The sequence below is a fragment of the Microbacterium helvum genome, from assembly GCF_014779795.1.
In the GTDB taxonomy this organism is placed as follows: Bacteria; Actinomycetota; Actinomycetes; order Actinomycetales; family Microbacteriaceae; genus Microbacterium; species Microbacterium helvum.
This window is the reverse complement of sequence record NZ_JACXZS010000002.1, coordinates 459,294-474,038: the sequence shown is the minus strand read 5'-3', so window position 1 is coordinate 474,038 and position 14,745 is coordinate 459,294. Positions and strand designations below refer to the sequence as shown.

12 protein-coding genes and 1 pseudogene are annotated in these 14,745 nt (G+C 67.9%); 6 read left to right on the top strand and 7 right to left on the bottom strand.

Features of this window, described 5'->3' with window-relative positions; all coding sequences use genetic code 11:
• The first annotated feature begins 933 nt into the window (after positions 1–933).
• On the top strand, positions 934–1,062 hold the full coding sequence (locus IF188_RS20330) for a hypothetical protein (protein ID WP_263575364.1): 129 nt from the start codon (positions 934–936) through the stop codon (positions 1,060–1,062).
• 202 nt (positions 1,063–1,264) lie between these two features.
• Here IF188_RS20330 and IF188_RS05340 read toward each other — a convergent pair whose 3' ends face one another.
• On the bottom strand, positions 1,265–1,798 hold the full coding sequence (locus tag IF188_RS05340) for a TetR/AcrR family transcriptional regulator (RefSeq protein WP_191170733.1): 534 nt from the start codon (positions 1,796–1,798) through the stop codon (positions 1,265–1,267).
• Between the two features lie 117 nt (positions 1,799–1,915).
• Between IF188_RS05340 and IF188_RS05335 the strand changes: the two genes are divergently transcribed.
• Together IF188_RS05335 and IF188_RS05330 are read left to right on the top strand one after the other, a co-directional pair.
• Positions 1,916–2,821, top strand: a complete 906-nt coding sequence (locus IF188_RS05335; protein ID WP_191170732.1) for an ABC transporter ATP-binding protein — start codon at positions 1,916–1,918, stop codon at positions 2,819–2,821.
• Positions 2,818–4,383, top strand: coding sequence for an ABC transporter permease (locus tag IF188_RS05330; RefSeq protein WP_191170731.1), 1,566 nt, complete (start codon positions 2,818–2,820; stop codon positions 4,381–4,383). The genes IF188_RS05335 and IF188_RS05330 overlap by 4 nt, the downstream gene beginning before the upstream one ends.
• On the opposite strand, the gene IF188_RS20485 is transcribed toward IF188_RS05330, so the two are convergent.
• Both IF188_RS20485 and IF188_RS05320 read right to left on the bottom strand, forming a co-directional pair.
• Positions 4,349–4,852, bottom strand: a complete 504-nt coding sequence (locus tag IF188_RS20485; protein ID WP_224751517.1) for a nitroreductase family deazaflavin-dependent oxidoreductase — start codon at positions 4,850–4,852, stop codon at positions 4,349–4,351. The two genes, IF188_RS05330 and IF188_RS20485, sit on opposite strands and share 35 nt — an antisense overlap.
• 154 nt (positions 4,853–5,006) lie before the next feature.
• On the bottom strand, positions 5,007–5,327 hold the full coding sequence (locus IF188_RS05320; protein WP_191170729.1) for a substrate-binding domain-containing protein: 321 nt from the start codon (positions 5,325–5,327) through the stop codon (positions 5,007–5,009).
• A 38-nt stretch (positions 5,328–5,365) separates the two neighbouring features.
• Between IF188_RS05320 and IF188_RS05315 the strand changes: the two genes are divergently transcribed.
• On the top strand, positions 5,366–9,895 hold the full coding sequence (locus IF188_RS05315) for a PKD domain-containing protein (RefSeq protein WP_191170728.1): 4,530 nt from the start codon (positions 5,366–5,368) through the stop codon (positions 9,893–9,895).
• Positions 9,896–10,387: 492 nt separating this feature from the next.
• Here IF188_RS05315 and IF188_RS05310 read toward each other — a convergent pair whose 3' ends face one another.
• The 4 genes and pseudogenes from IF188_RS05310 to IF188_RS05295 form a co-directional block, all read right to left on the bottom strand.
• A complete protein-coding gene (locus IF188_RS05310; protein WP_191170727.1) occupies positions 10,388–10,957 on the bottom strand; it encodes a hypothetical protein in 570 nt (189 codons plus the stop codon).
• A gap of 11 nt (positions 10,958–10,968) precedes the next feature.
• Entirely contained in the window at positions 10,969–11,394 is a 426-nt protein-coding gene (locus IF188_RS05305) for a single-stranded DNA-binding protein (protein WP_191170726.1), read from the bottom strand.
• A gap of 9 nt (positions 11,395–11,403) precedes the next feature.
• Positions 11,404–12,540 (bottom strand): annotated as a pseudogene (locus tag IF188_RS05300) (type IV secretory system conjugative DNA transfer family protein); the annotation flags it as partial.
• Entirely contained in the window at positions 12,462–12,845 is a 384-nt protein-coding gene (locus IF188_RS05295; protein ID WP_191170724.1) for a hypothetical protein, read from the bottom strand. The gene IF188_RS05295 and the pseudogene IF188_RS05300, both read right to left, overlap by 79 nt.
• 86 nt (positions 12,846–12,931) lie before the next feature.
• Here IF188_RS05295 and IF188_RS05290 point away from each other — a divergent pair, with 86 nt between their 5' ends.
• Complete coding sequence (locus IF188_RS05290; protein ID WP_191170723.1) at positions 12,932–13,612, top strand: response regulator transcription factor; 681 nt, start codon at positions 12,932–12,934, stop codon at positions 13,610–13,612.
• Positions 13,609–14,694 (top strand): sensor histidine kinase, encoded by a 1,086-nt coding sequence (locus tag IF188_RS05285; protein ID WP_191170722.1) that lies wholly within the window; start codon positions 13,609–13,611, stop codon positions 14,692–14,694. The genes IF188_RS05290 and IF188_RS05285 overlap by 4 nt, the downstream gene beginning before the upstream one ends.
• The last annotated feature ends 51 nt before the right edge of the window (positions 14,695–14,745 follow it).

Genomic DNA, 14,745 nt, shown 5'->3' with positions numbered 1-14,745 from the left:
GGCAGAAGGAGCCTAGGAAGCTGGCGCCGAACCCGAATATCCGGTGGCGCTCAACCACGCGATCGCGTCGACGAGCAAGTGGCGCTCAACCGCAATACTCGTGGCGCTCAGAGACGCGAATATTCACCCGGTGGACTGGTTCATCCGGACTTCGTGCCGGACCACGCCAATTGGCCTCGGAACGACTTATCCGTCAAGGCCGCCTCAGAGGTCGCTGACGAGGTGCAAAAGCAGGTGAGACTGGGCACGAGTCCAGATCATGCACCCGCATATTGGGTATCGTTTGCGCACGCCGCGGGCGGCACGGTCGTCAGCACGCTTGGCACGGGATCTGTTATCCAAACGGAGGTGCGGCAATGGGCCTGGAGCGGCGGCAAGTACTGCATCTTCGGTCAGAAGGTTCGAGATTGGGACTCGTGGACACTGGTGTCGCCGCTTCACGTCTGGATCGAGCCGCCAGGCAGAAGTCGCGCCTGACCGACCCAGCAGCCCACCACCAAGTGCAACCATCGGATCCATAAACGGGCAAGGCCTGGTGGAGGTACATTGCGTACGGCTGTGAGCCCGCTCCGTTGCCACCCCCTGTGTGCGGCACCGCCAGAGTCGGGAATCCCCTCGAGTTCTGGTGGGTCGGGGTGTGTGGATGCGGAGGTCGGCATCGGGCGTGGTGGGCGGGTCGTGGCTGATGATCGCGACGACGAGCGAGTGATCGCTCAGTCTCGGATCTGCTCGCGCATGGGGTCATACTCGACGGTGGTGCCGTGTGCGCCTGGTCCGGTCATGTGTGGTCGAACTGCTTGGGCCAGCCGCGGCCTCGACATCGTGGCGTGGGCCAGGGAGCGGGGCCATGCATAGACCACGGATCCGGCCGGCGAGATCGGCGCTGTTCAGATCACGAAGCTTGCGGGAGGTCGATTCCATGCTCGTGCCCGCATGTACGACGACGCCGGCGAGCTCCGCCAGCTGGAGGTCACGGGCGGCAGCGAAGAGGACGCTCGTCCCGCGCTCCAGCGTGCGGCGACCTCGCTGGCGTCCGACGGTGCCGGTGGCCAAGACCGATGAGGAAGCGTCAGCAATGCGGCATCCCGCTCGCGCGTCAACGCAACTGCGGTGGACGAGCGTAGCCATCGGGGCCCTACTATGTCGACGTGAGCCCGACCGGTCTCAGTAGCGCTCACCCTCCGGCTACGGTCCGACGCATCGTTCTCGGCACGCTCGGTTGGCCATGGCATCGCCCGCGAGTCCGGTCATCCGCTGACGAAACTCAGAAGCGGTCGAGGGCGTCCAGGCATAGGAGGATCTCGCGTTCGAGGGCTTCGGGCGTGGCCTCGTCGAGGGCGCCCTGGCATGCGACTTCGAGGGACGCGAACACTGCGGCGACACCGGCATGCGTCGGGCGATCGTCGCGTGCGAGGCCGCGTTCCACCGCGACGGCCCTTGCCAGCTCCGCTGTCAGCGTGTCCATCGCCGAGGCCATCGCCGCGCGCAGGGCCGGCTCACGGTAGATGAGTCTCAGCCTGCGGAATGAGTCTGCCCACTGCTGTGGGGTGACTTCGGGTGACTGTCGCAGTCCGCGCACTGCGAGTCGGGTCGCCTCGCGCAGGTCGCGGTCAGCTGCGAGGCGCGCGATCTGGGCTCCGGCCATCTCGTCGAGCTCGTCGAGCAGCACGAGGCGCTCTTTCGTTCCGAAGTGGCGGTAAATTGTGCGCTCGGCGACCTCCGCCCCCCGTGCGATGTCGGCCACCGACACTCGGTCGTATCCGCGCTGCTCGAACAGGTCGAGCGCGATCGACTGCACGCGACGCATTGTCTCCCGTCGCGTACGCTCCCGCAGATCCACTGGCCCTCCTTGCCCTCGGATGGTGCCCAGGGTACAGTCACTGCCAAGTGGCAGTCACTGACATTTGGAGGATGGGTGTCCGATCAGCCGATCATCGAGGTCGCGGGCCTCGTCAAGCGCTTCGGCTCCGTCACGGCGCTTGACGGACTCGATCTCACCGTCACTGGGGGCGAGGTGCTCGGGTTCCTCGGCCCGAACGGTGCCGGGAAGTCGACGACGATCCGCATCCTCTTGGGACTTATGCGCCGCTCGGCCGGGCGAGCGAAGCTGTTCGGCCGCGACCCGTGGCGGCACGCCGTCGCGCTTCACCGGCGCCTCTCCTACGTGCCCGGTGACGTCGCGCTGTGGCCGCAGCTGACCGGCGGTCAGTGCATCGACCTGCTCGGGTCCTCCGGCGCTCCGCTGGATGAAAAGCGCCGCGACGACCTCGTCCAGCGGTTCGACCTCGACCCTTCCAAGCGCATCCGCGACCTCTCCAAGGGGAACCGCCAGAAGGTCGCGCTGGTCGCCGCGCTCGCCGCCGAGGCCGATCTGCTCGTCCTCGACGAGCCGACCTCGGGACTGGACCCCCTCATGGAGGAGGTCTTCCGGCAATGCGTGCGAGAGAGAGCGGATGCCGGCGCCTCTGTGCTGCTGTCGAGCCACATCCTCAGCGAGGTGGACGCGCTGTGCGAGAACGTGACGATCATCCGCCATGGCCGTGTCGTGCAGTCAGGGAGCGTCGCCGAGCTGCGGCGCTTGTCCCGGACGACCGTGCATGCCGTCACGCGCGCGCCCGTGGCGCTCTCGTCCGACGCCGCCGTGGCCGATCTGGCGATCTCGCCGACTATCGACGGCGGCACGGACCTCTCGTTCTCGATCGATCCGGCCGCGCTCGACCGTGTGCTGCCCGCGATCCTTGCCGCTGGCACGTCGGCGCTCACGGTGCGACCCCCCAGCCTCGACGAGCTGTTCCTCGACGCGTATGAGTCGGCCGGATGAGCGCGCGACGCGGCTTCACCGCCGTCCTGCGCACCCAGCTGCGCACGGGGTGGCTGGCGCCCGCAGTCTGGGTGGTCGCGCTCGTCGGCGGCTACCTCGCAACAGTCGCTGCGATTGACGGCCTCTACGGCACCCCGGAGCAGCTGGCCACCTACAACGAGACCGTCGCCTCCGACCCGGCGCTGGCCGCCATCAACGGCACCCCCTACGGCGCAGACACGCTCGGTGGTGTCGTCTCGAACGAGTTCGGCTTCATAGCGGCGATCGCCGTCCCGCTGATGGGTCTGCTCCTGGTCGTGCGGCAGACGCGCGCGCAGGAGGAACAGGGGATGCTGGAGCTGCTGCGCTCGCGCGGCGTCGGCATCCGCGCGCCCTGGACGGCCGCACTCCTCACGACGACGATCGCGCTGTTGCTCGTGGGCACGGGCATGACGGTCACGCTCGTCTCATACGGGGAGGATCTCGGTGGAGCCGCGACCTACGGCGGATCCATGGCAGCGCTGGGTCTGGTCTTCGCGGGCATCGCCGCCTTCGCCGGGCAGCTCTTCCGACGTGCGGCCGGCGTCGTGTCGGTCGGCATCGTGGTCCTCGGCATCTCGTATGTCACCCGAGCGATCGGCGATGTCCGCGACAACGGCTGGAAGTGGCTTTCGCCGCTCGCCTGGCAGCAGGAGACGCGCCCCTTCACCGACGATCTGCGGCTGTGGCCACTGCTGTTGTCTGTCGTCGTCGCCATGGCGCTCGCCGCGGCAGGCCTCGCGCTCGTCTCGCAGCGCGATCTCGGCGCAGCGTTGTTCGCCTCGCGCCGCGGCCCGGCGCGAGGCGGCGTCCTGCTGCGCACGCCGCTCGGCGTGGCCGCGTGGATGCAGGTACCGGCAGCTGTCGGCTGGATCGTGGGCGCGTTCGTGATCGGGGTCGTCTTCGGCGCGTTCACCGACGACATCTCCGATGCCATCGCCGCGAATCCGGCCATGGCCGAGTTCTTCCCCGACCCGGGCGACGCGAACAGCTCGTACATAGCCCTGTCGTTGACGCTGCTGGCCCTCATGGCGATCGGGGTCGTCGGCCAGACCCTGTCGCGTATCCGCGCCGAAGAGTCGGGGGGAGCGCTCGAGCCGGTCCTCGCCCGGTCCGTGTCGCGCGTGGGGTGGAGCTCGGCACAGTTCGGCACCGGTATGGTCGCCGCCCTGCTGACCCTCGTCGCCGGCGGCGCCGGCCTCGAGCTCACGGCGGGCCCCGCTGTCGACGGGATCCTCGCCGCCACCCTCGCCTATCTGCCCGCCGTCCTCGTGATCGTGGGGATCGCCTGCGTGCTGTTCGGCTTCCTGCCGCGCTGGGTCGCTGCGGTATGGTTCGTGCTCGGCTACGTCGCGTTCGTCGCCTTCCTCGGCGGCACGGTCGATCTTCCGGAATGGGCGCTGAACTTGTCACCGCTGCACGCAGTGGGCGATGTCCCGCTCGATGACGTCTCGGGGACCGCGGAATGGATGTTGCTCGCCGTCTTCATCGTGCTCACGGTCGCCGGCCTTATGGGTTTCCGCCGGCGCGACGTGCCGAAGTAGCTCGAGATCGGATGAGGAAGGCGCGCGATGGCGCGTGGCACCGGGACGGCGGGGTGTGGTGGGGTGTCCACCCTTCAGGTCTGGTGAATTCCACGATCGGCGTCACGGCGTCGCCGCTCAGGCTCGTAAGCGCGGGTCCGAGGAGGCGCCACGCGAACGGATGTCGCCGCGAGTATTCTCGAAGAACCGCTGCGGAGCCGCCCGCATCGAGCAGCTGCACCTTCGCGAGCACACGGTGGGCAGTTCCCGTGCTCAGATAGGCGACACCGTTCGCCCTCAGATTGCGGTACCACTGGGCGCGATGACCGAACCCGGAGGCCACGCGTACGACATTCGGCTTCCGGTCCACGACCTCCACCACGACGAACCGTGGCTGGTGGGATGCGCGCCCGAGATGCTCGATCATGAGTAACCGATGGCCAAGCAGCCAACCCCAACCCGCTCGGTACAGCGGGATCGGCGCGCGCATGAGCCATCGCATGCGCAGAATGCGTTCGGCCACTGACGGATGCTCAGCCATCGACCCTCCTCGCCGAAAGTTCCGAAAATAGGCTAGCGACTCAGAGCGGCCGCCAGCCGCCCGAGCTGCCCGGAGTCGTCCGCGGTCTTGTCGAGCCACGATGTTACGCGGGAACACGCGTGGATCCGCCATGCAATACACGGATCTGTCTGCGCACGACGCCGAGGGCGTCCCTCGGGAGGCTCTCGGTGCGGCGCGGGATGGCGTGCACGATCTCGCGCGCGCTGCACTCGATCTTCGGTTCCACTGTGGTGAGTGAGGGCACCATCACCTTTGCGAGGACGGAGTTGTCGACGCCGATCACGCCTGAACTCTTTCGGCACGGCCCGCCCTGCCGCGATCGCTGCGTAAGCGCGCGTATGGCCGCCTCATCGTTGTAGGCCGCGATTCCGACGTACCCGAGCGGCAACGCGTTCGTCTTCACCGTGAACGCGTTCGAAGGTGATGGGCAACACTCGGTGGATGGGGATGTCGGGAGCTCGGCCCGAGCCGACTGAGCGGATCCACAAACGCGCACTGCGCGCTGTGCGGGCCGCAACGGGCGTCGGCGATCCGGCAACGGACGCGAGATGTCGGGTCTGGTGCAGCGCGGTGATACCTGTCATCATTCGGGAAAAGTTGACGTCATGGCTGGGATGGACGTCTTGGAGCGGGCGCGGTCCGCCTTGGGGGAAGGGGTGCGCCATGCGCACTTCGTACGGTTCGTCCACGTTGCGTTCGATCGAACGAGCAGATCGGAACGAGTTGCCGACGCCGCGTCGACGTCGACGTCGAAGCCTAATGGCCGTGGCGGTGGCGACGGGTGTCGTGTTCTGCACGTACGGGGTGATCGCGCCGGCGGCTTTCGCGGGCGACGCCAGCGGGTTCAGCGACGACGATGACAGCGTGGCGAACCTCGACTACTGGATGAGCGCACTTCCAGACGATGTGAAGCTCAGCGAGCTGTCCATCCCTGGGACCCATGACTCCGCTACGTCGACGGTGACGCTCAACTTTCACTTCGCGGAGACGCAGACGATGACGCTGCGGGAGCAGCTGGACTCCGGCATCCGCGAACTCGACATCCGTGCGGCATTGCGTGTGAATGACAACACGGACGCCGCCGACGACTACTTCACGATTCATCACAATGACTTCGACATCAAGGAGCCGGGCACGGACCGGGATATGACAGGCGACGATGTCATGACCGCCGTGTGCGGCTTCCTTTCCGACAACCCCCGCGAGACGGTGCTGGTTCAGTGGGGCGACCTCGATCTGGTGGACGACGAGTGGGACGAGGTGGATCCTGACAGCGATCTCACGGAGGATGACCGCAACGCGCTGGTCGACTCGACCTATTCGGCCGCGCTGCGGTTGCAGATCGAGCGCTTCGAGGACGAGGACTGCGTGTGGGACCAGGGCGGCAGCACCACCGTTCCGACGCTCGGTCAGGTGCGGGGCAAGCTCGTCCTGATCCCGCAGGCGATGGGCAAGGGCGGCTGGGGAGGATCAGCCGATCTCGACGAGTTCGGTCTCTGGTCCGCGCTCTTCTCGGGTGGAAGGGCACCGGTCGGCGGCGATGCCGTCGACACCCTCTACAACATCCCCGCGTACACAGAGAAGCTGGTCGAGAACATCAAGGTTGCAGATGCCGATACCGACAAGGAACACATCTATGTCACGGGTCTGAACGCGAACACCGGTGCCAAGCCGATCAGCTTCGCGAGAGGGGTGGATGGGATCGGGGCGATCGGCTATGAGGGTCAGGGGATCAACGAGCTGATGGTGGAATGGATGCTGGGGCTTCGGAACATCGACGGTGATCGCGGGCTTTCGGTGTCCAAGCTGGGGATCGTCGCGATGGATTATCCCGGGGCTTCGCTGATCGAGACGATCATCGCGCACAACTACCCCCTGATCTCCGACATCGGGATACTCCAGTCAATGGCGAGCGAGGCGTTCGTGTGGTGGGGCATCCAGATCAACAACGAGGTCGACGAGATCTCTCCTGACGACGCTGACGCGGCCAAGCGTTGGGAGGCGATGCAGAAGATCCTGACGCACTTCCTGCCGAGCTATCCCATGATCGGGTGGGTGCTGCATGATCGCGATAGGCAGATCTCGTGGGACACCGGTGGCGACGGTCTCTACCTTGATTCGAATTGGGACGAGGACTTCCGCTACATGTTCTTGTCGACGCACGGCCGCCCCGGGAACGCGGCGGGCAACAACAAGGCGATCGTCAAGGACCTCCTCACGCAACTCTCGGGCGCGAATGCGGCCGCGCGCAGCCACTACCTTCAGAAGGAGATATCGCTGATCTATCCGGGCCGCACAGTCGCGGTCCTGGTCAAGCAGTCGCCTGGCGGCTACGACAACTGGATGTACACCTCTCCGGAGACGGCACGATACGACCAGGACGGCTTCTTCCACGTCGTCTGGGTGTACGACGCGCCTGCTCCCCCCGTACTCGAACTGGGCGGACCGTATGACGTCAACGAGGGCGACACGATCACCCTGCGGGCCGGCGCTTCCACAGACCCGGACGGCCGTCCCATCACGTACTGCTGGGTCTCCTCGGGAAGCGAGTGCAGCAGGGGCCCGACATTCGATGTTCGGTTCGTCGACGACAGCACAGCGACCTGGACGGTATATGCGAACAACGGCGTGGCGCAGACCTCGCAAACCGTGACGGTGAGGTTCCACAACGTCGCTCCGACCGTGACCGATGTCCGAATCGCCTCGGCCAGGGTGGAGAACGGAACCGCGATCCTGCGGGGAACACTGATCGATCCGGGGACCGGCGACTCACACACGCTCGTGGTCGACTGGGGAGACGGCCAGCAGTCGCAGGCCGAGATTCCTGCGCGTCCTGTCGGTGCTGCGGCTTTCGCTCCGCTGCCCGAACTTCGGCACCTCTACCTCGACGACGGCCCAAGTGGAACTCCCTCCTACACGTACCCGGTCCACGTGACGGTCACCGACGACGACGGCGGCATTGGGGAGGCCGACGCCGACGCCCGGGTCGACAACGTCGCCCCGACGGTTTCGGACCTGTCGGTGACGCCGGCGGTGGACGAGAACGGTCTCGCCACCGTCACCGGCACTCTTCACGACATCGGTTCGCTTGACACCCATACGGTGACCGTCGACTGGGGAGACGGGCATCAATCGCACGCGGATATGCCCGCTCGTCCTGGAGGTCCGACCTTCGGGCCTCTGCCGAACCTGACCCATCAGTACCTCGACGATCCGGCCGGCACCTCCTCAGATGAGTACACGGTGACCGTGAACGTCACCGACGATGACGGCGGCGAATGGGAAGACACCGCGCCCGTCCGGGTCGACAACATCGCGCCGACAGTATCGGACCTGTCCGTGACACCCGTCGACGAGGACGGGGTCGCCACCCTCACCGGTACCCTCAGCGACCCCGGAACGCTCGACACCCACACCCTGACCGTCGACTGGGGCGACGGATCGGATCCGGAGGGCCACGACCTGGATGCGGGTGAGGGACTCCCCGACCTGACGCACCAGTACCTCGACGACCCGAGCGGAACGACAGACACCTACATGGTCCACGTGAACGTGAGCGATGACGACGGCGGCGAATCGGAAGACACCACTGCCCCCGCCGAGGTGAACAACGTCGCGCCGACGGTCACCGACCTCGCGGTGACACCGGTCGACGAGAACGGGGTCGCGACCCTCACCGGCACCCTCGCGGATCCCGGAACCCTCGACACCCACACCGTGACCGTCGACTGGGGCGACGGGACGGGCCCGGAAGACCATCAACTGGATGCAGGCAAGGGACTCCCGGAGCTGACCCACCGCTACCTCGACGACGACCCCACCGCAACCCCCACCGATGAGTACACCGTCACGGTGACGGTGACCGACGACGACGGCGGCGAAGGGGAAGGCACCGCCACCGCCCGGGTGGACAACGTCGCCCCGGCGGTGCGGGACCTCGCAGTGACACCCGTCGCAGAGAACGGAGTCGCCACCCTCACCGGGACCCTCAGCGATCCCGGAACCCTCGACACGCACACCGTGACCGTCGACTGGGGCGACGGATCGGAGTCGGAAACCCACCAGCTGGTCGCGGGTGAAGGTCTCCCGGAGCTCGCACACCGGTACCTCGACGACAACCCAACGGGAACCCCCACCGACCAGTACACCGTGACCGTGACCGTGACAGATGACGACGGAGGCGCCTGGGAGGACGCCGTGACCGTCCAAGTCGACAATGTCGCACCGGTCGCGACCTTCGGGACGATCCGCGACAGCTCCGGCTACACGGTCGGGGCGGCCCCGCCGAGCGACCTCGATGTGGCTCTGCTGGGCCTGGAAATCGACGCCATCGCGACATTCGCCGACCCGGGAACGCAGGACACACACACCAGCAGCATCGACTGGGGCGATGGGACGGTGAATCCCACCCAAGGCAGCAGCCCCATCTCAGCAAGCCACCGCTACCTCACGACCGGTGAGCGAACCGTGACGTTCACCGTCACCGACGATGACACCGGCGTCGGCTCAGCCGCGGCATCCATCACCGTTGTCGACGCCGCGGACGCGACCCGCATCCTCGCGGCGCATCTGCAGGGCATCATCGACGACCCCACCGCCCCGCCGGCGACCCGTGATGCTGCGGCATCCGCGCTGATTGTCCTGGTCGGGAAGAACCCCGCCAAGACAGGAGGCGCGCTCGCCGACCTCAGCGCCGGCGCGAAGAACAGCTTCTTCGTCAAGCTCAGGACCGCGGCCGCCACGCTCGAGGGCGCGGCACTGCACCGCGAAGCGAACCTGGTCGCACTCATCGCGAAGTCCGTGATCGTGCTCGAGATCGACCAGTCCGCCGCACATGCGACCACCGACCGCCAGACACGGGCCGTCGCAGGCGCCAGAGCGGATGTGGCTGCGGGCGACGCCGCGACGACAGCCGTCGACGCGATCGAGCACTACCGGACCGCGCTCATCCACCTCCGGCCCGCACGATGACGAGAAGGCCGAGCACGGCTCAAGGTCACCGTGCGCGTCGCCCCGCCGGATCTGGGTGACCGGGGCCTCGTCGCTGACCGCCCACGCGGACAGAGTCGCCGTCTCCTCAACTTCCGCATGCTCCTCATCGTCTCGGGGGTCCCGAGCCTCAACCAGACCCGGGGCGCAACACGGCGGGCCGTGGAGGACGCCCACGCCTGGGAAGAGACCAGTCTGTTCGTCGACGCCGACGCAGTTGGACGCCGACTATCGAGTGAGCGAACAGTTGCGCGGCCTGTGAACTGACAGCTACAGCGGCCCGAGCGACGGTCGACTAGCGGGCGCGGCCGGGCGGTAACTCCATACGATCGCGGGCCGCCATTCGAGAGACTCCGTCGCATGGACGCATTGAACGTATGAGTGGCACGCACACTTTCGCAATCAGCGGTGGCCTTGCGTGCGGCGGTTGCGAACCACTGCCGCCCCCAATGGCGACATCGCAGTGGTCGGACTTCAGCTGGACTGGCTGCCTGCAGCGGCTATGTACGCGTCTTCCACCGCTCGGCGGCGCGCGACGTCCTCGACGACGAAGGTGCGGAAGTCGACTGCTCTATCTTGGATCGACGCTTCGGCGATCGTGGGCGCGGGGTCTTCTCCGGGCCAGGCGGTTTGTCGGGTGGCGCGGTCGCGGTCGAGGCGAGCCCCGCAGGCGGCGACCCAGTCGTGCAGTCGTGCGCGCGCCTCGGCGAAATCCTGGTGCCATCCGAGTGGGGCGGAGCCGTTCTGCTGCTCGTCGTAGGCGCACAGCCAGTGGAGGTGGAGGGCGGAAAGTTCCCAGACGAGCTCCGGGTGTCGGTGCCAGAGGGGCGGGAGGATTGAGGGCCCGAGGCCGTAGGTGCGGCGCAGCCAGTTCACCCATCGGTCGAGTTCAACCCACTCGAACGCGGCCTGGTCTGAGGTGAGAATGTTCCAGTTCACCGGACGCGGAACCGAGGGAAGACCTTCTGGCTCGCCATCCGGCGCGTCGGCAGGCGGCGGGTCGAACTGGTAGCCGGGGATGTGGAGCGGCTCGTCGGCAGGCATCGGTTGGAACCTCAGAGGGCGACGGGCCGGACGGCGGGCTTCGAAGCCGACGGTGTCGCCGGCGTCAGCGGCGGGACGGTGCGCCGGCGTTGCAGGGTGTAGTTCGTCCGAGCGGAATCGTGACCGAGGCGCTTCGCGACGAACTCTTCAACCTCGACCGTCTCTCCGTCGCGCTGCCGTGGCGACGTGTGGGTGTATCCCTCGGCGATGAAGGCGTCGCCCTTGTTGAACATGGCGTAGGCGCGTTCGGCGTTGCGGCGGAACATCACGAGGTCGTGATAGGTCGTCTCGGTCTGGGTGAAGGTGCCGTCGTCATTGCGTTCGAAGTGTTCCTGGCCGATGCGCACCCAGAATCGGGCCTCGCCCTTCGCGTTGAAAGCGAGCTGGGGCTCCGATGCGAGGAAGCCGGAGAGTGATTGTTGGGTCTGGATCGTCATCGCATGCTCCTACGAAGCGGCCGCGGTTCGGCCATCACCAATTAGGTGCGTCGGCTCTCCCCGCCGAAGCTGTTCTTCGACTCGGGCCCGGTCGTCACGGAGCGTGGCGCTGTCGGGTCGCGCGGTCCACTCCCGCAACTGCGTGACGATCGGCGGCGCCGCCCTCAGCATGAGCAGAGCGGTGCCGTACGGGAGGGTCCGGATCACGTCCGGCGGCATGATCGGCACTCGGCGGGTCGACCGCTGGTTGGAGCGCAGTCCGCGTTCGCCGACGGTGATCGAGTCGGTGACCTCGTCGCGGTCGCCGATCAAGGTGGAGATATCTTGGAGGTCGCGCGATCCGGATGCGCCGCCGAGCACGATCTTGGCGATGCTCGCGTCCCAGATTGCCGTTGCAGCGTTGTCGCCCCATCGTTGCCGGGCCTGTGCGAGCGATTGGAGCACCGGCATGGTGGTGATTCCGGTGCCTCCGCCTTCCGCCATCAACACCGGCAATGACGGCAGCGGGGCGAGGTTCCCGATCTCATCGAGCGCGAGGAGGAGGGGTGGGTCGAGGCGTGCGCCGGGGGCGCGTGCGGCGACGCGTCGAGCGGTTTCGACGAGGTCTTCGACGAGCGCGGCGACGAGGGATGACGAGGCGCCGGCGCCTGCGCCGGTGGCCAGGAGGTAGAGGGTGCCGTTGTGGCGGAGGAAGGCCTCGGGGTCGAAGTGCTCGTCTTCGCCGGGGCTGACGGCATCCAGGACGCGTGGGTCGGCCAGGGCTGAGAGTGCGAGCGATACGCCTTGCCAGATGGAGTCCCGCGTTCGCGGGTCGGCGTCGATCATCGCCTCGAGTGACTCGGCCCAGCCGGTTGCGGCGCCTGGGGTCGTGGTGAGGATCGCCACCGCATCCTGTGCCGCGGCCGGATCGAGGGTCCACCGGTACAACTCAGCGGGGGACCGGCCGTCGAGTGCAGCCGCGTGGAGGAGCGCCTGGAGCGCGGTCCGTGTCTTTCCCTCCCAGAAGCCGCCGTTCTCGACTCCCACGCTCGACAGACCGGTGCCGGCCGCGAGTCCCGCGGCCCGGATCATCGCGGTGAGAGGGATCTCGCACCCGCGTACCGGTGACCACCGCAGGCCGGCCGGGACGCCCGGCGCGAGTTGTCGGCGCTCGCGTCCTTCGCCGCCCGCCGGAGTGCGTCCAGCAGCGCGGGGGAGAGCCGCGCGATCCCCGGGTACCGGTCATCGAAGGGGCCCGCGCCGGCGGGGAGGATGCCGTCGGCCTCGGTCACGGCTCCGTCCGAGGTCTCGTCGACCGCGCCGGCGATCGCGGGCGCACCGGCCGGCGCGTCTGCTGCGGCCGCGCGGTACGCCACCGTCACGGCGACGGCGGTCGTCAGCACGGCCAGCGTGAAGACGAGCGCGAAGAGTGCACGGCGCAGCCGTGCGGGCGGAGACAGTCGGGAGTTCATGACTCCAGCCCACACGCGCGCCCGTAGCAGGAGCGTATGGGTTTCTCGTTACACGGACGATATGCGCCGCCTCGTAGCATCGAGGCATGCGAGTGCTGGTGGTCGAGGACGAACCCCTGATGGCCGGCGCCATCCGCGACGGGCTGCGGCTCGCCGCCATCGCGGCCGACATCGCAGGCGACGGAGACACCGCCCTGGAGATGCTCAGCATCAACTCATATGACATCGCGGTGCTCGATCGCGACATCCCCGGTCCCTCGGGCGATGAGATCGCCGCGCACCTCGTGGCGTCGGGGACCGGCATCCCGATCCTGATGCTCACGGCCGCCGATCGGATCGACGACAAAGCGTCGGGATTCGAGCTCGGGGCGGACGACTACCTCACGAAGCCGTTCGAGCTGCAGGAGCTCGTGCTGCGACTGCGCGCGCTCGATCGCCGGCGTGCGCACAGCAGGCCACCCGTGCGCGAGCTCGCGGGCCTGCGGCTGGATCCGTTCCGGCGGGAGGTGTTCCGCGACGGGCGGCATGTGGCGCTGACGCGCAAGCAGTTCGCGGTGCTGGAGGTGCTGGTGGCCGCGGACGGCGGGGTCGTGAGCGCCGAGGAGCTGCTGGAGCGCGCCTGGGACGAGAACGCCGACCCGTTCACCAACGCCGTGCGCATCACGGTCTCGGCGCTGCGCAAGCGCCTCGGCGAGCCGTGGGTGATCGCGACGGTGCCGGGGGTCGGCTATCGCATCGATGTCGAACCGGACGGACGCGACCGATGAACAGGCGTCGCGGGCCGAGCGCCCGTCTCAAGTTGACACTGAGCTACGCGGGCTTCCTCATGATCGCCGGTGCGCTGCTGCTCGCAGTCGTGTGGGTCTACCTGCTGCGTTACGTGCCCGACGGCAACCTCAGCGGGCCGGGGCCGTTCATCCCCAACCGCGGCGACCTCGTGCGCGCCTTCGCGCCCGCCGCGGCGTGGGCGCTCCTGTTCCTGCTGATCTTCGGGCTGGCGGGCGGCTGGTTCCTCGCGGGGCGGATGCTCGCCCCGCTGCGACGGATCACGGATGCCACGCGCCGTGTCGCGAGCGGCTCGCTGTCGCACCGCATCGAGCTCGACGGTCGCGACGACGAGTTCCGCGAGCTCGCGGACGGCTTCGACACGATGCTCGCGCGCCTGGAGGCACAGGTGGACGAGCAGCGACGATTCGCCGCGAACGCGTCGCACGAGCTGCGGACTCCGCTGGCGATCACCCAGACCCTGCTCGATGTCGCTCGCGACGACCCCGACCGCGACGCCGACGAGCTGATCACACGACTCCGGGTCGTGAACACGCGGGCGATCGACCTGACCGAGGCGCTGCTCGTGCTCAGCCGGGTCGAGCAGCGTTCCTTCGTCCGCGAGCGGGTCGACCTCTCGCTGCTCGCGGAGGACGCCGCCGAGACGCTGCTGCCGCTTGCGGAGGCGCGGCACGTGGCGATCTCGGCCTCGGGTGAGATCGCCTGCGTGACGGGTTCGCCGGCATTGCTGCGGCAGCTCGTGGCCAACCTCGTCCACAACGCGATCGTCCACAATCTTCCTGCAGGCGGCACCGTCGATGTCGACACCTCGCGCGAGGACGGGTTCGCCCTGCTCACTGTCGAGAACACCGGAGCGCTGCTGAGTCCGATGCTCGTCGGCACGCTCACCGAGCCGTTCCAACGGGGGAGCGAGCGGACGCGGGGCGACCAGCACTCCGGGGTGGGGCTGGGCCTCGCGATCGTCAAGAGCATCGCCGAGGCCCACGGCGGCACGCTCGCGCTCGCGGGTCGCGTCGACGGCGGCCTGCGCGTGGTCGTGCGCATTCCCGCCGCTCCCGTCTGACATCGGCGGCACGCGCCACGGCCTGTTGCGCGGCGCGGCGGTGTCGGCGAG

Coding starts and splice junctions, on each gene's coding strand:
- IF188_RS05315 (WP_191170728.1), top strand. CDS start 5,366: ATGGGGATGTCGGGAGCTCGGCCCGAGCCGACTGAGCGGATCCACAAA.
- IF188_RS20485 (WP_224751517.1), bottom strand. CDS start 4,852: ATGCGCGCGCCGATCCCGCTGTACCGAGCGGGTTGGGGTTGGCTGCTT.
- IF188_RS05290 (WP_191170723.1), top strand. CDS start 12,932: ATGCGAGTGCTGGTGGTCGAGGACGAACCCCTGATGGCCGGCGCCATC.
- IF188_RS05330 (WP_191170731.1), top strand. CDS start 2,818: ATGAGCGCGCGACGCGGCTTCACCGCCGTCCTGCGCACCCAGCTGCGC.
- IF188_RS05295 (WP_191170724.1), bottom strand. CDS start 12,845: ATGAACTCCCGACTGTCTCCGCCCGCACGGCTGCGCCGTGCACTCTTC.
- IF188_RS05310 (WP_191170727.1), bottom strand. CDS start 10,957: ATGCCTGCCGACGAGCCGCTCCACATCCCCGGCTACCAGTTCGACCCG.
- IF188_RS05285 (WP_191170722.1), top strand. CDS start 13,609: ATGAACAGGCGTCGCGGGCCGAGCGCCCGTCTCAAGTTGACACTGAGC.
- IF188_RS05305 (WP_191170726.1), bottom strand. CDS start 11,394: ATGACGATCCAGACCCAACAATCACTCTCCGGCTTCCTCGCATCGGAG.
- IF188_RS20330 (WP_263575364.1), top strand. CDS start 934: ATGTACGACGACGCCGGCGAGCTCCGCCAGCTGGAGGTCACGGGCGGC.